General features: G+C 73.3%; 16 protein-coding genes and 1 tRNA gene. 8 read left to right on the top strand and 9 right to left on the bottom strand.

Annotated elements, in window-relative coordinates; all coding sequences use genetic code 11:
- Positions 1-245 precede the first annotated feature (245 nt).
- The 4 genes from E7Z53_RS14790 (at position 246) to E7Z53_RS14775 (ending at position 7,467) form a co-directional block, all read left to right on the top strand.
- Positions 246-2,144: a GH25 family lysozyme gene (locus E7Z53_RS14790; RefSeq protein ID WP_176338061.1), complete on the top strand. Its 1,899-nt coding sequence runs from the start codon at positions 246-248 to the stop codon at positions 2,142-2,144.
- Complete coding sequence (locus E7Z53_RS14785) at positions 2,141-3,304, top strand: CAP domain-containing protein (protein ID WP_095650415.1); 1,164 nt, start codon at positions 2,141-2,143, stop codon at positions 3,302-3,304. The genes E7Z53_RS14790 and E7Z53_RS14785 overlap by 4 nt, the downstream gene beginning before the upstream one ends.
- Positions 3,305-3,830: 526 nt before the next feature.
- Positions 3,831-6,209: a bifunctional polysaccharide deacetylase/glycosyltransferase family 2 protein gene (locus E7Z53_RS14780; RefSeq protein ID WP_241975680.1), complete on the top strand. Its 2,379-nt coding sequence runs from the start codon at positions 3,831-3,833 to the stop codon at positions 6,207-6,209.
- Positions 6,196-7,467 carry an acyltransferase family protein gene (locus tag E7Z53_RS14775; protein ID WP_369597995.1) on the top strand — a complete coding sequence of 424 codons (1,272 nt, stop codon included), beginning with the start codon at positions 6,196-6,198 and terminating at the stop codon, positions 7,465-7,467. Before E7Z53_RS14780 ends, E7Z53_RS14775 begins: the two co-directional genes overlap by 14 nt.
- Here E7Z53_RS14775 and E7Z53_RS14770 read toward each other — a convergent pair.
- From E7Z53_RS14770 to E7Z53_RS14750, 5 genes are all read right to left on the bottom strand, one after another.
- Positions 7,433-8,461, bottom strand: a complete 1,029-nt coding sequence (locus E7Z53_RS14770) for a chitinase (protein WP_176338060.1) — start codon at positions 8,459-8,461, stop codon at positions 7,433-7,435. The two genes, E7Z53_RS14775 and E7Z53_RS14770, sit on opposite strands and share 35 nt — an antisense overlap.
- 179 nt (positions 8,462-8,640) lie before the next feature.
- On the bottom strand, positions 8,641-9,624 hold the full coding sequence (locus E7Z53_RS14765) for a ribose-phosphate diphosphokinase (protein WP_017832365.1): 984 nt from the start codon (positions 9,622-9,624) through the stop codon (positions 8,641-8,643).
- Between the two features lie 2 nt (positions 9,625-9,626).
- Positions 9,627-11,123: a bifunctional UDP-N-acetylglucosamine diphosphorylase/glucosamine-1-phosphate N-acetyltransferase GlmU gene (glmU, locus tag E7Z53_RS14760; protein ID WP_440941486.1), complete on the bottom strand. Its 1,497-nt coding sequence runs from the start codon at positions 11,121-11,123 to the stop codon at positions 9,627-9,629.
- Positions 11,124-11,355: 232 nt separating this feature from the next.
- A tRNA-Gln gene (locus E7Z53_RS14755) sits at positions 11,356-11,428 on the bottom strand.
- Between the two features lie 62 nt (positions 11,429-11,490).
- Positions 11,491-12,258 (bottom strand): hypothetical protein, encoded by a 768-nt coding sequence (locus E7Z53_RS14750; protein WP_150110285.1) that lies wholly within the window; start codon positions 12,256-12,258, stop codon positions 11,491-11,493.
- A 318-nt stretch (positions 12,259-12,576) separates the two neighbouring features.
- Here E7Z53_RS14750 and E7Z53_RS14745 point away from each other — a divergent pair, with 318 nt between their 5' ends.
- Both E7Z53_RS14745 and E7Z53_RS14740 read left to right on the top strand, forming a co-directional pair.
- Positions 12,577-14,421, top strand: coding sequence for an ABC-F family ATP-binding cassette domain-containing protein (locus tag E7Z53_RS14745; RefSeq protein ID WP_176338058.1), 1,845 nt, complete (start codon positions 12,577-12,579; stop codon positions 14,419-14,421).
- 4 nt (positions 14,422-14,425) lie between these two features.
- Positions 14,426-15,646, top strand: a complete 1,221-nt coding sequence (locus E7Z53_RS14740; protein ID WP_176338057.1) for a phosphotransferase — start codon at positions 14,426-14,428, stop codon at positions 15,644-15,646.
- Between the two features lie 28 nt (positions 15,647-15,674).
- On the opposite strand, the gene E7Z53_RS14735 is transcribed toward E7Z53_RS14740, so the two are convergent.
- Together E7Z53_RS14735 and E7Z53_RS14730 are read right to left on the bottom strand one after the other, a co-directional pair.
- On the bottom strand, positions 15,675-16,448 hold the full coding sequence (locus tag E7Z53_RS14735) for a matrixin family metalloprotease (RefSeq protein WP_176338056.1): 774 nt from the start codon (positions 16,446-16,448) through the stop codon (positions 15,675-15,677).
- 150 nt (positions 16,449-16,598) lie between these two features.
- The gene (locus tag E7Z53_RS14730; RefSeq protein WP_176338055.1) at positions 16,599-17,870 is read right to left on the bottom strand and encodes a ScyD/ScyE family protein; all 1,272 of its coding nucleotides are present in this window, start codon (positions 17,868-17,870) and stop codon (positions 16,599-16,601) included.
- Positions 17,871-18,062: 192 nt separating this feature from the next.
- Between E7Z53_RS14730 and E7Z53_RS14725 the strand changes: the two genes are divergently transcribed.
- Positions 18,063-19,709: a bactofilin family protein gene (locus E7Z53_RS14725; RefSeq protein ID WP_176338054.1), complete on the top strand. Its 1,647-nt coding sequence runs from the start codon at positions 18,063-18,065 to the stop codon at positions 19,707-19,709.
- A 3-nt stretch (positions 19,710-19,712) separates the two neighbouring features.
- Here the strand turns inward: E7Z53_RS14725 and E7Z53_RS14720 are convergent, their stop codons facing one another.
- Both E7Z53_RS14720 and E7Z53_RS14715 read right to left on the bottom strand, forming a co-directional pair.
- A complete protein-coding gene (locus tag E7Z53_RS14720) occupies positions 19,713-20,159 on the bottom strand; it encodes an adenylyltransferase/cytidyltransferase family protein (RefSeq protein ID WP_095650427.1) in 447 nt (148 codons plus the stop codon).
- A 167-nt stretch (positions 20,160-20,326) separates the two neighbouring features.
- Complete coding sequence (locus E7Z53_RS14715) at positions 20,327-21,445, bottom strand: acyltransferase family protein (protein ID WP_052132919.1); 1,119 nt, start codon at positions 21,443-21,445, stop codon at positions 20,327-20,329.
- Positions 21,446-21,843: 398 nt separating this feature from the next.
- Between E7Z53_RS14715 and E7Z53_RS14710 the strand changes: the two genes are divergently transcribed.
- Positions 21,844-22,560, top strand: coding sequence for a hypothetical protein (locus E7Z53_RS14710; RefSeq protein ID WP_176338053.1), 717 nt, complete (start codon positions 21,844-21,846; stop codon positions 22,558-22,560).
- Position 22,561: the final 1 nt, after the last annotated feature.

Raw genomic sequence — 22,561 nt, 5'->3', positions numbered from 1 at the left:
GCCGACGGGATCCGGGCGCGCCGGGTCCGTCGTCGTCGTTCCCCGGCGCGCGGCCCCCGCAACGCACCCAGCGGACAGAATCACTACGGCCAGAGAGGTACGGGTGCGTAACACGGCCCATCGTTATTGATTGTTTATGCAAACGCGCCTTTATACTCGTCGTGGCTCTGAGGATCTTCCCCCCATCCCGATGGCCTTGCACGAGTCGTTCCCCCCAACGATCCATGCGAGTTAGGCGTTCCAGCGTGAAAGCAACCCCCCGACTGACGCTGCCTGCCGCCCTCACGGCGGCGGTGCTGGCCATCACCACACTGACCCCGGTCGCGGCCCTGGAAGAGGCCGCCACCACCCGATCGACCACCCTCTCCGAGGAGCGGCAGGGCAACCTGGTCTCCAAGGTCGTGGAGTCCGACGGCGAGATCGTCTCCACCCTGGTGGACGCGACCACCGGCGAGGCCGTTCTCCCCGACCCGGCGCGCGCCGGCACGCAGCCGGCCGCGGGCGACCCCCACGGCGGCGCCGTGATGGGCCAGTGGGCCAAGTCCGAGAGCCACTTCGAGCAGATGGCCGCCTCCTCCGCCCGCACCGCGGAGGAGCTCTCCGGCGCCACGGACACCGACGACGACGACGACGGCGCCGCTGCCGGCGCGGCGGACGGCGACACCGCGGAGGAGGCCGTCGCGGGGGTCGCGTCGGCCGAGTCCCTCGGCGCCGCCGCGTCCTGGGCCCCCAGCGGCATCAAAGGCACGGACGTCTCCAACTGGCAGCCGTCCCTGAACTGGTCGAGCCTGTGGAACCAGGGCTCGCGCTTCGCCTACGTCAAGACCTCCGAGGGCGACAGCATCCGCAACAGCCTGTTCCAGCAGCAGTACGCCGGCGCGGGCGCCGTGGGCATGCACCGCGGCGGGTACCACTTCGCGATCCCCACCCGGGACTCCTCGGGCGCGAAGCAGGCGGACTACTTCATCAACAACGGCGGCGGCTGGTCCGCGGACGGCCGGACCCTGCCCGGCCTGCTCGACGTCGAGAACAACCCGTACCCCTCCCTGTACGGCAACCAGTGCTACGGCTTCAGCCAGTCCGAGATGGTCAGCTGGATCCGCGACTTCTCCAACCGGTACAAGGCCCGCACCGGGCGCGTGCCGGCCATCTACACGAACTACTACTGGTGGCAGGACTGCACCGGCAACACCAGTGCGTTCAACGACCACCCCCTGCACATCGCCGCCTACGAGACCACGGCCCCCCGGGTGCCCAGCGCCTGGTCCACCTACGACTTCTGGCAGTACACCGACGCCGGGTTCACCGAGCGGATCGACGCCAACGTCTTCCGCGGCAGCACCGCGCAGCTCCAGGACCTGGTGCGCAACCGCTACTACAAGCCGATGGGCGGCCGGGCACCGGCCGGCACCCCGACCGGGACCCCCACCCAGGTGTCCCCCGCCGGATACGTGGTCAAGGGCGGCATCGGCAACCAGTACCGGGCCCTCGGCGGATCCTCCGTCTTCGGCACCCCGACCATGAACGAGCGCGGCGGCCTGGTCAACGGCGGCGTGTACCAGCGGTTCTCCAAGAACTCCACCTTCTACTGGAGCTCCCCCACCGGGGCGTGGCCGGTGAACTTCAACGGCGCCATCGGCCGGAAGTTCACGGCGAACCGCTACGAGAACGGCTTCGGCTACCCGTCCACCCGCGAGATCACGGGCCTCACCGGCGGCGGCGCCTACCAGGTGTTCCGCAGCGGCGGCGCCGTGAACAAGGTCCTGTGGAGCCCGGCCACCGGCGCCCAGCCCGTCCGGGAGACCAGCGGGATCGGCGCGGCGTGGAAGCGGGCCGGCTACGAGCGCGGCTACGGCTACCCCTCCACCCCCGAGATCGGCGGCCTGGTCAACGGCGGCTCCTACCAGCTGTTCCGGCGCGGCAATGACGTCCACAAGATCCTCTGGAGCTCCGCCTCCGGCGCCCACGCCGTGAAGGAGAACAGCGCGATCGGCCGGGAGTGGAAGGCCGCCGGCTCCGAGCGCGGCTACGGCTACCCGACCACCGGCGAGTACCGCTACGGCACCGAGGTCCGCCAGAAGTTCTCCAAGAACTTCACCGTGCACTACTCCACCACCACGAAGAGGACCTGGGCCACCCGATGAACACCGCCAAGCACCGCGCCCCCGCGCGCCCCCGCACCACCGGCCGCCTGGCGCTCACCGCGGCGGCCCTCGCCCTGGCGGTCCCCGCCACCGGGATGCTCGCGGCGGCCCCCGCCGCCGCGGCGACCTCGGACATCGTCAACGTCTCCACGAGCACCCGCTCGGCCGACACCCAGCGGCTGCTGGACCTGATCAACGCCCACCGCAAGGCCAAGGGCCTCGCCCCGGTCAAGTACTCGGCCACGCTCTCCAAGATCGGCCAGGAGCAGTCCACCCGCCTGGTCCGAGAGGAGGTCATCGACCACACCGACGACTTCTGGAAGGACGAGCGCGCCGGGAACTGGAACGCCGTCGGCGAGATCCACTCCGTGTCCTGGCAGGGCACCGTCACCGAGCTCATGAACTGGTGGAAGGGCTCGAAGGCGCACAACAAGGTGCTGACCGACCCGAGGATGACGGTCATCGGCATCGGTCTGACCTACGTGGACGGGCAGCTGTCCGGGAACAAGCAGGGCTGGAAGCTGGTCGGCACCGTGAACTCCTACGGCTACGCCGCCGGCCAGGCCCCCGCGGACACCCGCTCCACGGTGGGCACGGTCGCGGCGCCCAAGCCCCCCACCGCCCCGATCACCTCCGCCGGGTACACGGTGCGCGGCGGGATCGGCAACCAGTACCGCGCGCTGGGCGGGGCCGCCGTGTTCGGCGCCCCCACCATGAACGAGCGCGGCGGCCTGGTGGGCGGCGGCGCCCTGCAGAGCTTCGCCAGGAGCACCACGTTCTACTGGAGCGCCCCCACCGGCGCTTGGCCGGTGCGCTTCAACAGCGCCATCGGCCAGAAGTTCGCCGCCGCCGGGCACGAGCGCGGCTACGGCTACCCCAGCAGCCCGGAGCGCGGCGGACTCACCGGCGGCGGCGCCTACCAGGTGTTCCGCAGCGGGGCCACCGTGCACAAGGTCCTCTGGAGCCCCCGGACCGGTGCGAAGGCCGTGAAGGAGAACAGCGCGATCGGCCAGCGCTGGAAGTCCGCCGGCTACGAGCGGGGCTACGGCTACCCGAGCACCGACGAGTACCGGTACGGCTCCGAGGTGCGCCAGCGGTTCTCGAACGGCTACACCGTGCACTGGTCCTCGATCACGAAGCGGACCTGGGTCACCCGCTGACCCCTCGCCACCCGCTGAACGCCCGGCCGGTTCTCCGGCCGGGCGTTCTGCCGTCCCCGGCCGGCGTTCTTGTCCCCGGTCCCGGTGCCGGTGTCCCCCGAGCGGGGGCCGGGCACCGGCTCGCCGCGGTTGTCCCCCGCACGAGGGCGGGCGATCACATCCGGCCACGTCAGGATGTGGTGCGCTTCACAGGCAGGACGGAATCGAGCTGTGTTTCCTGTCGCGAATCTGTGAATGTGTGGATTCCCGTGTCACCACTTGGGGGGACGAGTCCGGCCGCGCCCGTCCCCCGATCGGCGGATGTTTTCGTTCATTAAGTACCACCCCGTAACTTCAGGTGCCGCGATGGCAGTCGTTTGCACTCGCACCTGCATGCACAGCGATGAGATGTGCTGCCTGTGCAACCTGTTTGCACTTGTGACAGACGGGTCGCGGCTTGGCAGGCTGGCCCGGTCGGCCCGTCCGGGGGGATGCGCCGGCCGGTCCGTCGAGGGGACGGACCGCCGACCGGGGGAACGAGCACGCCGTGGCAGCATCCGACAACGACCGACGACCACCGCACCGCCGACGCGCGGAGCGGACCGGCAGCAGCGCCGCGCCGCCGGTGTTCTTCGACCCCAGCGGCAAGCGCTGGTACCGCATCCTCGCCACCCTCGTGGTGCTCCTGGCCCTCGCGGCCGGCGCCGTGTCCTGGATCGTCCCGCAGGCGCTCGCCCAGCCCTGGGAGCGGCCGCTGCACCAGGAGAACGGCTATCCGCGGGAGCTGATCGCCACCGGGGACCAGGAGAACATCCCGCTGCTCGGGGACGCGTCCAACCCGTTCAGCCGGATCGGGCTCGTCGAGGAGACGGAGGCCGGGACGGTGCTGCGCAGCCCGTTCAGCGAGGACGTGTTCCGGGTGCTCACCGACGAGGAGCGGGAGCTCGTGGGGGACAGCCCCTACGTCATGGAGCGCTTCGGTGAGCTGCCGGAGAAGCAGCTCATGCTGACCTTCGACGACGGCCCCGACGCCACCTACACCGGTGAGATCCTCGACGTGCTCTCGGCCGAGGGCGTGCCCGCCACGTTCTTCAGCGTGGGCACCAACGTGGTCGGGCAGCCGGAGCTCTTCCGCCGGATCGTCCGGGAGGGGCACATGGTGGGCAACCACACCATGACCCACACCACCGCCTGGGACGACGACCTGCGCAACCGCGAGGAGCTGATCGGCACCGACCGCGCCATGCGCTCGGTCGGCAGCTACGCGACCCACCTGTTCCGCCTGCCCACCGGCGACCCGGACAACAAGGCCCTGCCCATCCTCGAGGCCCAGCAGCTGGGCTACCTGCACGTGGACTTCGACTACGACACCCACGACTGGGAGGCCGCGCCCGGGGAGACCGTGGACCTGCCCGCGCTCGACGGCGAGGGCCACATCGTGCTGATGCACGACGGCGGCGGGGACCGCACCGCCACCGTGGCCGCCCTCAAGGAGCTGATCACCGAGGCCAAGGCGCAGGGCTACACCTTCTCGACGCTGGCCCCCATCGTCCCCGAGGGCTACCTGCCGGCGGCGGACACCGAGCCCGTGCTCGCCGACGACGCCACCGCCCTGGCCGTGGCCGGACTGACCGTGGCCCCGGACGTGGTCATGACGTGGCTGTTCTGGTTCGGCATCGGGTCCCTGACCCTCATGTCCGCCCTCTACGTGGTGCTGGCCCTGATCGGCCACCGCCGCCAGACCCGCCGGGCCTGGCCGGAGCTCCCCGAGGACCGGCTGCCCCTGGTCTCGGTCATCCTGCCGGTGTTCAACGAGGAGCCCGTCATCGCCCGCACCCTGGCCGCCCTGCGCGCCAGCGACTACCCGAACCTCGAGGTCATCGCCGTCGACGACGGCTCCACCGACCGCACCCTGGCGATCATGCGCGAGCACGCCGCGTCCTGGCCGGCGCTGACGGTCATCACCCAGCCCAACGGCGGGAAGTCCATCGCCTCCAACCACGGGATCATGGCCGCCCGGGGCGAGATCGTGGTGACCCTCGACGGGGACACCCTCTTCGAGCCCCAGACCGTCCGGATGTTCGCCCGTCACTTCTACGCCCAGGACGCCAAGCGCCCCGTCGGAGCCGTGGCCGGGCACGTGAAGGTCGGCAACCGCACCGGACTGCTGACCATGTGGCAGTCCCTGGAGTACATCTCCGGGATCTGCGTCACCCGCATGGGCGAGGGCGTGGCCGGGGCGATCTCCATCGTCCCCGGGGCGTGCGCCGCCTGGCGCAAGGAGGCCCTCCAGGCCGCCGGGGGCTACTCCCACGACACCCTCGCCGAGGACGCCGACCTCACCATGACCCTGCAGAAGCTGGGCTGGGCCGTGGTGCAGGAGAACCGGGCCGTGGCGTGGACCGAGGCCCCCATGACCGTGCGCGGCCTGGCCAAGCAGCGGCTGCGCTGGACCTACGGCAACCTCCAGGCCCTGTGGAAGCACGCCGGGATGCTCTTCCGCCCCCGCTACGGGTTCCTCGGGATGGTGGCCCTGCCCTACACCCTGCTCGCCACCCTCATCCCGTTGGTCTTCCTGCCGCTGACCGTGCTCATGGCCGGGATCAACCTGGCCGCCGGGAACTGGCAGCCCATCGCCGCCTTCGCCGCCTTCGTCCTGGCCATCCACGCCGTGATCTGCGTGCTCGCCATCCGCATGGTCGGCGAGTCCTGGACCCACCTGCTGGTGGTGCCCGTCTACCGGATCATCTACGAGCCCCTGCGCGCCTACCTCCTGTACGCCTCCCTGCTCCAGGCGCTGCGGGGCCGGATGATCGGCTGGTACAAGCCCGAGCGCACGAACAGCGTGATCGACCTGACCCCGGCCGCGGATCCCGCCGGGGGGGAGGCCCCGTGGCAGGAGGACCGGCGCGGTGAGCGGGTCTGAGCCCGGCCGGGACCGGTACCTCGACCTGCTGCGGTCGATCGCGCTGGTCCGCGTCGTGGCCTACCACACGTTCGCCGGCGCCGCCTTCAGCCTCGTGTTCCCCGCGATGGGCGTGATGTTCGCGCTGGCCGGCTTCCTGATGGCCCGGTCCCTGCGCCGGCCCGCGGGCACGGTCCTCGCCTCCCGGGCCCGGCGGGTGCTGGTGCCGCTGTGGGTCTACGCCGCCACGGTCCTGGTGCTGCTCGTGGCACAGGGCTGGACGCCGGGGGCCGACGCGTCCTGGGGGCAGGTGCTCCTGTGGTTCCTCCCGGTCGGGGACCCGGTCCTCCCGGAGAGCGCCGGGTCCGGGGCGGTGGACCCCACCTGGCCGGTGCAGGCCGGGGAGATCCTCTGGTACGTCCGGGCCTACGTCTGGTTCCTGCTCCTCTCCCCCGTGCTGCTGCGGGCGTTCCGGGCCCGGCCCTGGCCGGTGCTGCTCGCCCCGCTCGCCCTGAGCGGACTGCTCGCCCTCGGGCTCGTGCCGCTGCCCTCCTGGGCGGACGCCCCGGTGACGGACCTCGCGACCTACGGCTCCTGCTGGATCCTGGGCTTCGCCCACCAGAGCGGGCTGCTGCGCCGCCTCCCCCGCGGCGCCGTCCTCGCGGCGGGGCCCGCGGTGATGGGCCTGGGCCTGTGGTGGGCCGCCGGGCACCGCGGCGAGGCGGGGTGGGACCTCAACGAGATCCCGTTCGCCCAGGCCCTGTGGTCCTTCGGCTTCAGCGCCGTGCTGCTGCGCGTCTCCCCGGCCTGGCGGGAGCTGCCCCGGCCGCTGCGGTTCCTGGACGGGGCCGTGACCCTGCTCAACGCCCGGGCGATGACCGTCTACCTGTGGCACAACCTCCTGCTGGTCGGCGCCGTCCTGCTCGTCGACCTGCTGTGGGAGAGCGACGTCCTGGCCACGGCCGTGCCCGGGCTGCTGGCGAGCCCGTGGCTGTCCTTCGTGCTGGTCTGGCCGCTGCTCGCCGTGGTCGTGCTCGCGGTGGGCTGGGCGGAGGACCTCGCCGCGGGTCGGCGGCCGCGGCTGTGGCCGGTCCGGCCCGCGGCCGCCCCCGCCACCGCTCCCGCTCCCGTGCCTGCCCCCGCTGCTGCCGCCTCCGCGGGACAGGGAGCTGCCGGCACCGGCCGCCCCGGCCGGTCCTGGCTCTACCCCCGCTCCGTGCGGGAGCCGGCCCCGCCGGCGGAGCTCAGCCCGCGAAGCCCTCGCGGAGGACCCGGGTGAACTCCCCTGCCTCCTCCTCGAGGCCGCTGCAGAAGTCGTTCGCCTCGTCCGGGGCCCCGTCCTCCGCCGTGCACGGCCGGTCCCGGTTGACCGACCAGTAGGAGAGCCGCCCCACGCCCTGCTCCCGGGCGAACCCGGCGAGCTCGGCGGCCGCGTCCAGGTCCAGGACCTCCCCGGGGACGTCGTTGACCCCGATCATCGGGGTGAGCCCGATCCGGTTCCACACCTCCTCGGCGGAGAGGTCCTGGCCCGCCGCCTCCCACAGCGCGGTGAGCTGGCCGTGCGCCGAGCGGGCCGCCTCCTCCGAGGCCGCCGCCATCGACTGCCCCGCGGGCTTGCTCTCGCTGTAGTTCATGGTCATGAGGTTGACGCCGGCGAGGTCCACCTCCGCCGCGAGCAGCTGCGCCACGACCTCCACCGGGTCCTGGTCCAGGCCGTGCGGGGCCACCGGCAGCGTGGCCCACACCTCGAGCGGCTCGTCCCGCTCCTCCTGCAGGCGCACCAGCACCTCGGCCCGCCGGCGGTTGGCCTCCCGGTCCTCGAGGTCGTCCAGCTCGATGTCGAAGTCCGCGATGCCCACGTCGTAGCGCTCGAGCACCGTCCGGTACGCCGCGAGCAGCCGGTCCGGATCGGTGCACACGGTGGCCAGCTCGGCCCCGGCGGCGCCGCCGAAGGAGACCGCCACCTCCCCGCCCTGCTCCCGCAGGGACGCGATCTGCTCCTCCATCCGCAGCACGTCCTCCGCCTCGTCCAGCCCGTAGTAGCCGCCCCACGAGGGCGTGCAGGGGTCCTCGGGATCGGCCACCACGAACCCCAGCACCGTGCGGGACTGCCCCGCGGCCTCCGCCCCGAAGTCGAAGTACGGGTAGGACGTGGTGTTGACGTAGCCGCCGGACCAGGGCTCGCGCAGGTCGGGGCCGCAGCCGGTGAGGACCAGCCCGGCGGCGCCGCACAGCAGCAGCGGGCCGAGGAGGCGGTGTCGTCGTCGGGTCATGGGGTGCGGGCTGTCCTTGTCGGCGCGAAGGTTCCCCGGACGGTGCCGCCCGGGACGGTGGTTCCTGCGGTGCCGGGCTCCGCAGCGGAGGCCCCAGCTGTAGGGCCCCGGTGGCGGAGCAGCCCCCCGCCGGGTGGCGAGGGGCTGCGTCGTCGTCGTCGACCGTTCCCGGGAGCGGGTCAGGACCTGCCGTCGAACAGGCTGGTCACGGAGCCGTCCTCGAAGACCTCCTGGATGGCGCGCGCGATGAGCGGGGCGATCGAGAGGACCGTGAGGTTCTCGAACTGGTGCTCCGGGGGCACGGGCAGGGTGTCCGTGACGACCACCTCGAGGGCGCCGCACGTGGACAGCCGCTCCACGGCGGGATCGGAGAACACGGCGTGGGTCGCGGCGATGATGACGTCCTTGGCGCCGCGCTCGCGCAGCACCTGCACGGCGCCGGAGATCGTCCCGCCCGTGTCGATCATGTCGTCGATCAGCACGCAGGTGCGGCCCTCGATCTGCCCCACAACCTCCTTCGAGGTGGCCTGGTTCGGCCGGGTGATGTCGCGGGTCTTGTGCACGAAGGCGAGCGGGCAGCCGCCCAGCAGCTCGGTCCACTGCTCCGCCACGCGCACGCGCCCGGTGTCCGGGGAGACCACGGTGACGTTCTCGACGTCGACGACGGAGCGCACGTGCTCCGCCAGCAGCGGGATGGCCATCAGGTGGTCGACCGGGCCGTCGAAGAAGCCCTGGATCTGGGCCGTGTGCAGGTCCACGGACATCAGCCGGTCCGCGCCGGCGGTCTTGTACAGGTCCGAGATGAGGCGGGCCGAGATGGGCTCACGGCCGCGGTGCTTCTTGTCCTGCCGGGCGTAGGGGTAGAACGGGGACACCACGGTGATGGACTTGGCGGACGCCCGCTTCAGGGAGTCGATCATGAGCAGCTGCTCCATGATCCACTGGTTGATCGGGGCCGGGTGGGACTGGATGAGGAAGGCGTCCGTGCCGCGCACCGACTCCCCGAACCGCACGTAGGTCTCGCCGTTGGCGAAGTCGTAGGCGTCCGTGGGGATCAGCTCCGTGCCCAGCTCCGTGGCGATGCGCTCGGCGAGTTCGGGGTGGGCCCGTCCCGAGACCAGGACCAGCTGCTTGGCGCCCTCGTTGGTGATGGCAGTGGTCATTGCTACTCGCTTTCCTCGGTGGTGTCCCCGGCCGCGCCGTGCGCCGTGGTGCCGGCGCCGGTCCCTGCCGTGGAGTGCTCGGTGGTTCCGGACGGAACGGTCCCGGCCGCGGTCGCGGCGCCGTTGCCCAGGGCCCGGGACGCGGCCTCGGCCGCGGCGGTGCCGGGACGGTGCTCCACGACCCAGTTCTCGACGACCCGCTGCGCGCCCTCGGTGAGGGCCAGGGCCCCCGGCGGCACGTCCTTGCGGATCGTGGTGCCCGCCCCGGAGTAGGCGCCGTCCCCGACCTGCACGGGCGCCACGTACATGTTGTCGGAGCCCATCCGGACGTGGTCGCCGATCACGGTGCGGTGCTTGCGCACGCCGTCGTAGTTGACGAACACGGAGGCCGCCCCGATGTTGGAGTGCTCACCGATCGTGGCGTCCCCCACGTAGGACAGGTGCGGGACCTTCGAGCCGGTGCCGATCCGGGAGTTCTTGGTCTCCACGAACGTGCCGATCTTGCCCTCGTCCGCGAGCACCGTGCCGGGGCGCAGGTAGGCGAACGGGCCCACGCTGGCCCGGGGGCCGATCACGGAGCCGGAGCCGTGCGTGCGCACCACGTGGGCGCCCGGGCCGACCTCCACGTCCGTGAGGGTGGTGTCCGGGCCGACGACGGCGTCCTCGCCCACCCGCGTGCCCCCGTGCAGCTGGGTGCCCGGCAGGATCGTGGCGTCCGCGGCGATCCGCACCTGCACGTCGATCCAGGTGCTGGCGGGGTCCACGACCGTCACGCCGTTGCGCATGTGCGCCTCGAGGACCCGGCGGTTGAGGTGCGCGCCGAGCTGGGCGAGCTGCACGCGGTCGTTCGCGCCCTCGACCTCCCAGCGGTCCTCGATCTTCAGCGCGTCCACCGCGTGGCCGGCCTCGCGGGCCAGCAGCGGGACGTCGGTCAGGTACATCTCGCCCTGCGCGTTGTCCGAGGTGACCTTCGCGAGGCTGTCGCGCAGCACGTCGGCGTCGAAGGCGAAGATGCCGGAGTTGATCTCGGCGACCGCGAGCTCGGCCTCGGTGGCGTCCTTGGCCTCCTTGATCTCGCGGAACGAGCCGTCGGAGTCCCGCAGGATCCGGCCGTAGCCCCCGGGCTGCTCGTGGTCCGCGGTCAGCACCGTCACCGCGTTGCGGCACTCCTCGTGGTGGGCGACCAGCCGCTGCAGGACCTCCGGGGTCAGCAGCGGGACGTCGCCGTAGGTGACCACCACGGTGCCGGCCAGCCGCTCCTGGGCGTCGAGCGCCTCCACGGCCACCTGGACGGCGCGGCCCGTGCCGGGCACCTCGTCCTGGTCCACGACGATCGCCTCGGGGTCCTGCTCGAGGACGTGCGGGGCCACCAGGTCCCGCTCGAAGCGCACCACGGCCGCCAGCCGGCGCGGGTGCAGGCTCCGGGCGGCCACCAGGCAGTGCCCGACCATGGAACGACCCCCGATCCGGTGCAGGATCTTGGGGGTCTTGGACTTCATGCGCGTGCCCTTGCCGGCGGCCAGGACGATGACGGCGGCGGGCCCGACGGCCGCCCCCGGACGATGTGCAGGGGTCTGGGGGGTGCTCACGGCGGGATGCAGCTCCTCGGTCGTCGATCTGAGAGAGGAGCCGGTGGGCTCACCGGCTCCGGCTCTGTTCCGTCTCACTAGCTTGTCGGCTCTTCGGCTCTGGGGATCTCGAGCTTCCGGGCTCTCCGGCGGGATGCGGACGTTCCGCCTCTAGGACTCGAACCTAGACTCCACGGCTCCAAAGGCCGGGGTGCTGCCGATTACACCAAGGCGGAGCACCGCCGTGGAACGGCAGTGGTGCACGCAGTGCACAGGCAGTCACCCTACCACTCGGGGGTCAGGCCCCCGCCGCTCCCGGGCGCCCCAGGATCACGATGATCCGGGCCGTGGCGGCGGCCTCCCGCAGCTCCGGGACGGCGGCGAACAGGTCCTCCACGGTGTCCTCGTCCACCCCGCAGACGATCAGCGGCGCACGGTCCAGCAGGGGCCGCATCCGCTCGAACGCGGCGGCCGGGCCCTCCCCCGCAGCGGAGGACGCGGCCACGTTCCAGGCCACCGACGCCACGTAGTGCGGGTCCACGTCCAGGGTCCCCGCCTCCCGGGCGCGCTCCAGGTACTCGACCAGCTCCACCTCGTCCGCGGTGGCGCCCTCCGTCTCGAGGAGCAGGTGCACCTGGTGGGCCGAGGCCGCCTCGTCGAGGGCGGCCAGCATCGAGAAGATCCGCTCCTCGCTGCGCCCCCGCCCGCCCATCCCGGCCCGGGGCACCACGAGGTACTCGGCGCCCACGCCGGCGGCCAGCGAGAGGTGGTCGTCCAGGACCGCGATGACGCCCTCGTCCGGGATGTCCTCGTCGATCGAGATGTCCGCCCGCATCATCAGCGGGTCGGCGCCGGCTCCGCGCAGCGCCTCCCCGACCTGCCGCTGCGGCACCGAGCCGAGGTGGCGCCCGACCAGCTGGCCGGGGCCCGCCGGGATCTCCACGGGTCCGGGGTGCTCCGTCACGGCACGGACGGCGGTCTCCAGGTCCGTGATCCCGTCCAGCCTGGTGCCCAGCGGACGGGTGCTCGGGGACGCGGAGGATCGCTCCGTCGGATTCTGCTCCATGCACTCCATGCTCTCACCCGAGCTTGAGCCGCCGCTGAGAAATTCCTGTCCGCTCATGTGCCTCCCCCGCCCCCATTTCCGCCCCCCCATTCCGCCGAGCCCCCCATGTCCTCGCAAATCCCCCCGATCCTGCTGGGGGGATTGCGACGAGATGGGGGACTCGACGCGGCAGAGCCCCAATCATTGGGGGCTCGACGCGGCAAGGGTCCAGTCACTGGGGAGTCGGCGCGCCGAGGGGGCCCATCATGGGGGCTCGGTGCGCCCAGGGGCCCAGAGAGGGGGGACTCGGCGGGGCGGGGGCGCGAGTACCCTTGACGGGTGGCACATCTACTCGGCGGCGAGAACCTGCACCTGGAATTCCCCACCAAGACGGTCTTCGACGCCGTCAGTCTCGGCATCGACGAGGGCGACCGGATCGGCATCGTGGGCCGCAACGGCGACGGCAAGTCCACGCTCATGAAGCTGCTCGCCGGACGGCTGAAGCCGGACGGGGGCCGCGTGACCGTACGCTCGGGCGTGCGCGTGGGCATGCTCGACCAGGCCGACGTGCTGGACCCGGAGCTGACCGTGGGGCACGCCGTCGTCGGGGACCGCGAGGAGCACGAGTGGGCCGGGGACGCGAAGGTGCGGGACGTGGTCTCGGGGCTGGTCAAGGACCTGGACTGGGACGCGAAGCTGGGCGAGCTCTCCGGCGGCCAGAAGCGCCGCGTGGCGCTCGCCGCGCTGCTGGCCGGCGACTGGGACGTCATCTTCCTGGACGAGCCCACCAACCACCTGGACGTGGACGGCATCACCTGGCTGGCCCGCCACCTGAACAACCGCTGGCCGAAGAACCAGGGCGGCCTGGCCGTGGTCACCCACGACCGGTGGTTCCTGGACGCCGTGTGCACCGACACCTGGGAGGTGCACGACCGGATGGTGGAGCCCTTCGAGGGCGGCTACGCGGCGTACGTCCTGCAGCGCGTGGAGCGGGACCGTCAGGCCTCCACCATCGAGTCGAAGCGGCAGAACCTCATGAAGAAGGAGCTGGCGTGGCTGCGCCGCGGCGCGCCCGCCCGCACGGCCAAGCCCAAGTTCCGGATCGAGGCCGCGAACCAGCTGATCAACGACGTCCCGCCGCCGCGCGACACCGTGGCCCTGTCCCAGCTGGCGGTCTCCCGGCTGGGCAAGGACGTGGTGGACCTCGAGAAGGTCTCCGTCTCCTACCCCACCGAGGACGACGGACCGCGGGAGGTGCTCCGGGACGTCACGTGGCTGATCGCCCCGGGTGAGCGCACCGGCATCCTGGGCGTCAACGGGGCGGGCAAGTCCACGCTGCTGGGCCTGGTCACCGGCGAGGTGCAGCCCACGAGCGGGCGGGTCAAGCGCGGGAAGACCGTGAAGATCGCGACCCTCACCCAGCAGCTGTCCGAGCTGGAGGACGTGGCCGAGGACCGGGTCTCGGACGTGGTCGCCTCGAAGCGCACCACCTACCTGGCCGACGGCAAGGAGATGACGCCGGGCCAGCTGCTGGAGCGGCTCGGCTTCACCAACGAGCAGCTCGCCACCCCGGTCAAGGACCTCTCCGGCGGGCAGAAGCGGCGGCTGCAGCTGCTGATGATCCTGCTCGACGAGCCGAACGTGCTGATCCTCGACGAGCCGTCCAACGACCTCGACACCGACATGCTCACCGCGATGGAGGACCTGCTCGACACCTGGCCGGGCACCCTGCTGGTGGTCTCGCACGACCGTTATCTCCTGGAGCGGGTCACCGACCAGCAGTACGCCGTGATCGACGGCCGCTTCCGGCACCTGCCCCGCGGCGTGGAGCAGTACCTGGAGCTCGCCTCACAGTCCCGCACCGGCACGGCCGCCGGCTCCGCGAACGCCTCGAACCCGCTGGCGGCCACGGGGGCGGCGTCCTCGAACGGGACGACGACGGCGCAGGGCGGGCCGAAGCTCTCCGGTGCGCAGGCCCGCACCGCGCAGAAGGAGGTGGGCGCGATCGAGCGGAAGCTGGAGAAGCTGTCCGCCAGGGTCGACGCCCTGCACGCGGAGATGGCGGCGCACGACCAGTCCGACTACACCGGCCTGGGCGAGATCACCGCCCGGCTCACCGCGGTCCAGGACGAGATCGAGGAGCTCGAAATGCGCTGGCTCGAGCTGTCCGAGGACCTGGTCTAGCCCCGTGGCGGGCCCGGAGCAGGAGGCCGTGGCCCTGCTCTCGGGCACCGGGATGGGCCCGGTCCTGGCGGCTGCATTGAGCCCGGCCGGGCTGTCCGTGCAGCGCTGGACCCGGCGGCGTGTCCACCACCGGCCGGGCGCCGGGGTGACCGCGGTCTTCGACGTCGTGGCCCTGGCCGGGGCACGGCGGGGCGCCGAGGTGGTGTGCGTGAGCACCGCCTCCCCGCCCGCCGGCACGTCCCCGCCCGCCGGCACGTCCCCGGCGGTGGTGCGGACCCGGCACGAGGGCGTGGACCTCGTGGCGTGGCGGCACCCGCAGGACCCGTGGCTGCCCGGGCTCGCCTGGGCGTCCTCGCCCGGGGCGGTGGGCCGGGAGGTCTTCGGCTCCGCCGAGCCCGCGGAGCTCACCGAGGTCTCCTACCGGCCCACCCGGCGAGCGGTGCTGCGGGCGGCCCACGGGTCCCGGGTGCGCTACCTCAAGGTGCTGCGGCGGGACCGGGCCGCGGCGCTGCACGCCCGGCACCGGATGCTGCTCGAGGCCGGGCTGCCCGTGCCGGCGCCCGTGGAGGACCCGGTCCGGGACGTGGTGGTGCTCCGGCAGCTGCCCGGCACCCCGCTGGCCGCGTCCGTGCGCCAGGACGGCGCCGCCGCGCTGCACCCCGAGCACGTGCTGGCGCTGCTCGAGGCCCTGCCCGCCGCCGCGCTGGAGCTCCCCGCCCGCGCCTCCTGGACGGACCGGGTCCTGGACTACGGGCCCGCGGCCGCGGTGGCCCTGCCGGAGGAGCGCGGACGGATCGAACGGCTCGCCGCGGCGATCGACGAGGCCCGCCGGGCCACGGACCCCGGCCCGGTGGTGCCCGTGCACGGGGACCTCTACGAGGCGAACCTGCTCGTCGGCCCGGCCGTCCGCGGGACGTTCGGCCCGGTGACCGGGGTGCTCGACGTCGACGCTGTGGGCCCCGGCCACCGGGTGGACGACCTCGCCTGCCTGGTGGCCCACCTGGCGGTCCTGCCCACGGTCCACGACAGCTACGGGCACGCGCCGGCCGCCGCGCGGCGCCTGCTCGCCGGCTTCGACGCGGCCGTGGACCCGGCCGCGCTGCGGGTGCGCTGCGCCGGGGTGGCCCTGTCCCTGGTGGCCGGCGCCCGCCGCTCGGGCGGCCCGCCGGACCGGGCCCGGCGCCGGCTGGAGATCGCGGAGGAGTTCCTCGGCACGGACGGCTGACCCGGGGCGAGGAGGCGGCCGGTCCCGGTCAGTACCGGGTGGAGCGGGCGTCCGTCCGGGCCGTGACCGGCAGTGCCCCGGCGGCCTCCGCGACCGGTGACCCGGAGGCGCTGTAGGGCCGCACGAACCGGACCGGGGTCCCGTTGATGTCGGTGAGGTGGCCGGCCCAGGCCAACCGGTAGAGCTCCCGCAGGTCGCCGAGGTCCTCGTCCGTGAGCTTGCTCATCGGCCCGTAGTTCATGATCGAGAACGGGCTGTGCGTCCCGAAGACCTCCGAGGGCCACGGCTTCTCGAGGTTCGCCGCGAAGAAGTGCCGAAGCCCGAAGACGTGGCCGAACTCGTGGATCATCGTCTCGATCTGCTCCTCGTGGGACTGCTCGAACATCGTGGGGTAGACGGTCAGCTCGTGCCGCCCCCCGTCAGGGAAGAACGCGCTGGCCAGGACGCAGCCCTCCGGGGTGCAGTCCGCGGCGTTGCGCAGCACCACCTCGAAGTCCCACAGGTCGGGGTCGTGGGTGAACCGGACCGGCGCGGCCGAGCTCCACCGCACCAGGGCCTCGCTCATGAGCCCACCGACGATCGACCGGCTCTCCTGCGGGTCGGGGGCGAGCGCGAAGCTGCGCTCCTGGAAGCGCCACTTCAGCATCGACCCCGGCTGCCACAGAGGGATGAACCCCTCGGTGGCGTCGACCACGATCCTGCTCGGGGGCCGCCCTCCCGGCGTGGCGTGCCCCCTCCCCTCGGTGGCGCAGACGAACCCCTCCGCGATGAGGTGGACCAGATCTTCGGTCGTCGGTGCCATGGCTCTTCCTCGCCTCGAACGTCGTTCCCGGGTGGTCCTGCGTGCCTCCGGCCCCCGGAGGCCGGTCGGTGCGGTCCGGCGGCGGTCCGGCGGCGGTGGCGGGCCGGCGCCGCGCCACCGCTGTCGTCGTCGTTCCTCCGGCGCCGGGGCCTACTCCCTGGTGTCCTCCAGGCGGTAGGCGTCGGAGAAGTCCAGCTCCCAGACCGCTCCGCCGCCGACGGCGCCGAACGGGTTCTGCGGGCCCTCCGCGATCCCCTCGGCCGGAGCCACGCTGTTGACCGAGGCGTAGACCTGCCCGTGCCGCCCGGTCGCCAGACCGGCCGGCAGGGGCACGTCGATCGCGTACCGCGCCGCGTCCTCGTGGTGCCGGTGCACGACCACCACCTGGCCGGGGACCTGCCCCGGGCTCGGCGGCGCCTCCGCCGCCGGGGTCTCCCCCGGAGGCATGGGCGGCGTGGGCCCGAACAGCTGCGAGACGTACAGGTGGCCGCGGTCCACGGCCACGCCGGTCACCGCGGTGAAGCCGTCCCAGCGGCCGAGCTCGGTGCCGTCCGCGGAGAACTGCACGACCGCGCCCTCCCCCGGTCGGACCGATCCCAGCCCGCCCACGTAGACGTTGCCGTGCTCGTCGGCGGTGAGGGACGTGGGCACGAACTCGGCCGGGCCCTCCGGGTCGTCCGTGCCGTCGGGCAGGGCGGTGGTCGGCCAGGTGGCCCACGCGGTGATCTCGTACTCCGGCGGCGCGTCCTCCGTGGCGGTGGAGAAGTCCGGCTCCACCTTCCACACGGTGTTCGCGCCGGCGTCGGCCACGAGCGCGTACCCGTCCGGCGAGACCTCGTCGTCCTCGTCCACGTACAGGACCGCGTACGGGTTGGAGTCGATCTGCGCGCCGTCGGGGTTGAGCTCCTCCTCGGCCGCCTGCAGATCGGCGTACGCGAGCAGGTATTCTTCCCCGTTCTCCTCGGTGCCCGCGACGAGCATCGACGCGCCGCGCGCCTCGAACACCGACAGGTCGAGCCGCTCGGGGTCGTAGCCCGCGACGATGTACTGGCCGTCCACGTCCGTGGCGTCCGCGCCGCCGGGGCCTTCCGCGAAGGACGCGTCCGGCGCCGCCACGGACAGCAGGCCCTCGACCACGGTCGACACCGCGGGCGCGTCCCGGTGCGGATCCTCGATCAGGGTGACGGCGCCGGTCGGCCCCGCACACCGCTCGCCGACGCAGTCCGGGCCGCCGCGGCCGGCCTCGACCACCACCAGGTTCTCGTCCTGGTCCCAGTTCAGCTGACGCGGGTTGTCCAGGCCCTCCGCGACCACGCGCGGCCCATCCGGCCGGTCGTCCCCGTGCGCGAACGCCGCGGGCACCGGCCCCGCCAGCACCACCACCGCCGTGACCACGCCTGCTCCGAGTCCCTGTCCTGTCATGACCCACCCCCGGTCGGAATCTTTCCGCGCGCCCGCCACGCGACAGCCCCAGGCTAGGACCGCGATCCGGCTCCCACGGGAAATGGTCCGCAACCGTGACCACCTCTTCACCTACGCGCGGGTACATGGCGGACCGCCGTCACACTGGGCCGCGCCTTGACTCCGTCCCGGCTCGGGCGTGGACTCGGGACCATGGAGACCCTGCCGGTGCCCCGCACCTCGCCCGTCCCGTTCCTCCGCCGCCTGCCGATCCTGCTGACCCTCCTGACCCTGCTGGCCACCGCGCTCGCGGGCCTCCTGCTCACCGCCCCCGCCGCCGGGGCCGCCGAGATCCGCGGCGAGGAGAACGTGGTGGTGGCGGCCGACGAGGTCGTGGACGACGACCTCTACGTGACCGGCGGGGACGTGGTGGTCGACGGCACCGTGCGCGGCGACCTGCTGGTGGCCGCCGGGACGGTGACGATCAACGGCACGGTGGAGGGGGACCTGATGGCCGCGGCCCAGACCGTGGTGATCGAGGGCACCGTGGGCGACGACGCCCGCGTGGCCGGCCAGGTGCTCCTCCTCGGCGAGCAGGCCCGGGTGGCCGACGACCTGGTCACGGCCGGCTACAGCGTGGAGGCCCGCCCCGGCGCCGAGATCGGCGGGGACGTCCTGCTCGGCGCGTACCAGGCCCTGCTGGCCGGCACGGTCGAGGGCGAGGTGACCGCCGGGGCCGCCGCGCTCGCCCTGGCCGGGGCGATCGGCGGGGACGTGCAGGCGGACGTGGGTTCCGCAGACGAGGTGGGGGCCGCCTGGGCGCCCACCACCGGGGTGGCCGTGCCGCGGGTGGAGCCCGGGCTGACCCTGACCGACGAGGCCCGCCTGGACGGGAGCCTGTCCTACCGGTCCGGGACGGAGGCCGCGATCGCCCCGGGCGCCGAGATCGCCGGGGAGGTCGTCTACGAGCAGGTCGTGGTCGAGGAGGAGCCGGCCGGGCCCGCCGGGCCGCTCGCGCTGCTGCTCGCCGGGCTGCGCCTGTTCGTGACCCTGTTCCTGGTCGGGCTGCTCGCCCTGTGGCTGCTGCCCCGGGCCGTGAGCGGGGCGGCGCGCACGCTCCGGGCCCGGCCCTGGCTCAGCCTCGGCTGGGGCGCGCTGACGATCGCGGGGACGGCCGTGGCCGTGCTCGCCGTGCTCGTCGTGTCGATCCTGCTGGCCGTCGCCCTGGGCTGGATGACCCTCGCCGGGCTGGCCGCCGCGGTCGTGACCACGGCCGTGGTGCTGGACCTCGTGCTGGTCCTGGGCCTGGTGCTCGCCGTGGCCCTGCTGGCCCCGGTCGTGGTGGGCTTCACCGCGGGCGGGCTCCTGCTCCGGGACCGGGCACCGGTGAGCTTCGGCAAGCGCGTGCTCGCCCTGGCCCTCGGCCTGCTGGTCTACGTGCTGCTGAGGGCCGTGCCCTTCCTGGGTCCCGTCGTCGGCCTGCTCGTGGCGCTGCTCGGCCTCGGCGCCCTCGTGGTGGGGGCCTGGGACGCCGCCCGCCGCTCCCGGGCGCGCCGGCGCGCGGACCGGGACCGGGACCACGGACTCGACCGGGGCCGGAGCGGCGACGCCGGGTCGTGGCCCGGCGGTCCCCAGCACACCGATCCCCGGCACGGCGGCCCGCAGTCCCCCGGTGCGTGGCGGGACGGCTCCCAGCGGGACGGCTCCCCGTCCGCCGGTTCGTGGCAGGACGGCCCCGGCCGCACCGGTTCCGGGCAGGCCGGTCCCGGGCACGAGCCGCCGGGACCGCCGGAGCAGCATCGGCCGCCGTGGGCGGGCGAGGGCTCCGGGCGGCAGCACCCCCCGGAGCCGCCGCGCTGAGCCTCAGCCCACCGGGAGCGAGAGCACCTCGAGGGCGGCCCGCAGCTTCGTGGAGGACGTGTGGACCGTGTACGGGAAGTACACGACCTCCACGCCCACCGCCGCGAACTCCCGCTCGAGCCGCTCCCCCTTCGGGGTGCCGCGCCAGTCGTCGCCCTTGAAGAACACGTCGAAGCGCAGCTGCCGCCAGGTGTCCAGCTTGTCCAGCAGCACCTCGGCGTGGACCTGGTCCACGTAGCGGATGTGCTCGACGATCTCCATCCGCTCGCGCAGGGAGACCACGGGCCGGTGGCCCTTGGTGATCTCGATCAGGTCGTCCGAGACGACCCCGGCGATCAGGTGGTCGCAGTGCATCTTGGCCTGACGCAGGATGTTCAGGTGCCCCACGTGGAACAGGTCGAACGCCCCGGCCGCGTACCCCACGCGCGGTGCGTGCTTGTCGGTGCTCATGTCAGTCATTCCCCCCTCGGGATCCTGCCAGGGCCTCCTCAGCCCCGGCCCGGTGGACCGCCCGGACTGCGCCGGAGGCCCCTCTCGGTCTGCTCGCCGCGGGCACCTCGGGTGCGCGGCGGAAATCTGTGGGCCCGCCCGTCCACAGCGGACGGGCAGGTGTCGGTCTAGCCGGACGTCTGCCCGGCGGGCACCGGGGCGGCGGCCGCCGCGGGGCGGCGACCTGTGCGGCGGCGGTGGTGCCAGCGGGCCACGGGCTCCTCGACGCACCACCAGCAGGCGATGCCGGCCACGGTGCCCACCACCACGCGCAGGGCCACCCCGGCCGGACCCGGCAGCTCCCCGAACACCGCGCTCAGCGCGTGCCCGGCGCCCAGGTGGAGCAGGTAGATGCTGTAGCTAGCCAGCCCCAGCAGCTGGATCGGCTTCCACCGCATCCCCGCCAGGACCCGGGTCCCGATCCGGCCGGTGGGCCCGTGCAGGCCCCAGAGCACCACCAGGCAGGCAGCCACCGCCTGGGCCGTGTAGCGGACGGTCTCGCGGAAGAGCTCGTCCCGGATCAGCAGCGAGGCCAGGTAGAGCAGCACCGCCAGCACCAGGACCCGGTCCCGGCCCCACCACGCCGGGGCGCCGGCAGCAGGCTCCCCGGACGCACGCTCCCCGGTGGCACGGGCGTACCAGACGGCGGCGAGCACCCCGATCGCGATGGCCTCGAGCCGGGTGTCCGTGCCGAAGTAGATCCGATCAGCACTCGCGCCGCCCAGGTGCAGGGCCACCCGCGCGCCCGCCGAGGCGAGCGCGGCGGTCCCCGCCAGCACCGCCAGCGCGGTGGCCGGGCGGCGCCGGCCCACGAGCAGCAGCCAGATCAGCGCGAACGCCACGTAGAACTGCTCCTCGATGGACAGGCTCCACACCACGATCGAGCCGGGCAGGACGTCCACCTGGGAGTCGGTGTAGCGCCAGTTGAAGAAGAAGAAGACCTGCCCCAGGAAGTCCCCGAGGCTCACCGGCCGCACCAGCCACGCGTACAGGGCGGTGGGCAGCACCAGGGCCACCAGCAGCGGCGGGGCCAGCTTCAGGGCCCGCCGGCGGTAGAACCCCGCGATGTCGAAGCCCCCGGTGCGCCGGTGCTCCTTGAGCACCAGGTGCGTGATGATGAACCCGGAGATGACGAAGAAGATCGTCACCCCGCTGCCCCCCGGCACCACCTCGAGCCCCGCGTGCGCTAGCACCACGAGCATCACCGCGGCGGCCCGCATCGCGTCGAGGTGCGCGAACTGCCGCACGGGCAGCTGCGCCCTCGGACGCCGGCGCGCCCCTGCCGGAACCGGTCCTGCTGTCTCCCCCGCCACAACGTCTCCCTGCGTTCGCCGGACGCCGCGCTCCCCCGAGCCGCGGCCGTCCCCTGCTGCGTCCGGACCCCCCGTTTGCTTGAGGGAATTCCGGTGATCGCCTCACCCTACTGCGGAGAAACCTGCGTTTGCATCTGATAATCCGGGTCACAAAAGGGGACATCGGATTCCGTTCCCGATCGTTAACGCCGGGGTTAGACTCCATGCGATCCAATGAATCCGGGCGGGGGGTCGCCCGGAACGCCGCGGGGGTCCCTCGACCCACAACCTGCGGCGGATCACCGCGGCGCCGGCCACTCGGCGCCGGAAGTTCAGATCTGGGGGGAGCTGACATGATCCTTGACCTGTCGTGCACATCGAGCACTCGAGGTCCCACTGCCCGAACAGCCCGCACGGTGCTGGGCGGGCTCCTGCTCGCCGGCGTCCTGACCGGCTGCGGCGCCGCCGGCGCCACGGACGACCCCGCGGCCGACGCCCTCGAGGCGTCCACCGTGGTGGAGCTGGAGACGCCGCAGGAGGTCCGCGCCAAGGACCTGCCCTCGGCGGCGCCCGTGGCCGCGGACGCGCCCGAGGTCGAGCAGATCGAGGCGGTGCTCGAAGCCCAGGAGGCCTTCGTCCCGTCCGACCGGCCGGCCCCGGCGGACCCGGCCAACCCGGAGTCCTCCGCCGAGCTCGGCGGCGGGGACGAGCCCGCCGCCGAGCTGGACCTGGCCGTCGTCGAGGCGGCCGAGGAGTCCGCCGCGGGCACCGCCCTCCAGGAGGTCATCGCGTCCCTGGCCGAGTTCGAGCACCAGGGCTGGGAGCAGCGCGGAGCACCCGTCGTCGTCGGCGATCCCGTCTCCGCCCCGCTGCCCGTGGACGACGGCGAGGCCGTGCGCGTCACCGTCTGCCTGGACTCCTCCGAGGTCACCGTCGTGGACCGCGACGGCGTGGTCGTCAGCGGCAAGCAGAAGGACCGCAGGGCCCTGCACAACTACGACCTCTTCCGCCAACCGGGCCAGTCCTGGCAAGTCGTCCAGCACGGCTTCCCCGACGACCCGACCTGCTGAT

The organism is Kocuria salina (assembly GCF_013368965.1).
Lineage (GTDB): Bacteria > Actinomycetota > Actinomycetes > Actinomycetales > Micrococcaceae > Kocuria > Kocuria rosea.
Note: the sequence above shows the minus strand (reverse complement) of the source record. Positions and strands in the feature narration are given on the sequence as shown.

What these genes read in the sequence shown, in the direction of transcription:
- E7Z53_RS14785 (WP_095650415.1), top strand. Translation starts at nt 2,141, where the DNA reads ATGAACACCGCCAAGCACCGCGCCCCCGCGCGCCCCCGCACCACCGGC.
- E7Z53_RS14770 (WP_176338060.1), bottom strand. Translation starts at nt 8,461, where the DNA reads ATGACCCGACGACGACACCGCCTCCTCGGCCCGCTGCTGCTGTGCGGC.
- E7Z53_RS14765 (WP_017832365.1), bottom strand. Translation starts at nt 9,624, where the DNA reads ATGACCACTGCCATCACCAACGAGGGCGCCAAGCAGCTGGTCCTGGTC.
- glmU (WP_440941486.1), bottom strand. Translation starts at nt 11,123, where the DNA reads ATGAAGTCCAAGACCCCCAAGATCCTGCACCGGATCGGGGGTCGTTCC.
- E7Z53_RS14750 (WP_150110285.1), bottom strand. Translation starts at nt 12,258, where the DNA reads ATGGAGCAGAATCCGACGGAGCGATCCTCCGCGTCCCCGAGCACCCGT.
- E7Z53_RS14735 (WP_176338056.1), bottom strand. Translation starts at nt 16,448, where the DNA reads ATGGCACCGACGACCGAAGATCTGGTCCACCTCATCGCGGAGGGGTTC.
- E7Z53_RS14730 (WP_176338055.1), bottom strand. Translation starts at nt 17,870, where the DNA reads ATGACAGGACAGGGACTCGGAGCAGGCGTGGTCACGGCGGTGGTGGTG.
- E7Z53_RS14725 (WP_176338054.1), top strand. Translation starts at nt 18,063, where the DNA reads ATGGAGACCCTGCCGGTGCCCCGCACCTCGCCCGTCCCGTTCCTCCGC.
- E7Z53_RS14720 (WP_095650427.1), bottom strand. Translation starts at nt 20,159, where the DNA reads ATGAGCACCGACAAGCACGCACCGCGCGTGGGGTACGCGGCCGGGGCG.
- E7Z53_RS14710 (WP_176338053.1), top strand. Translation starts at nt 21,844, where the DNA reads ATGATCCTTGACCTGTCGTGCACATCGAGCACTCGAGGTCCCACTGCC.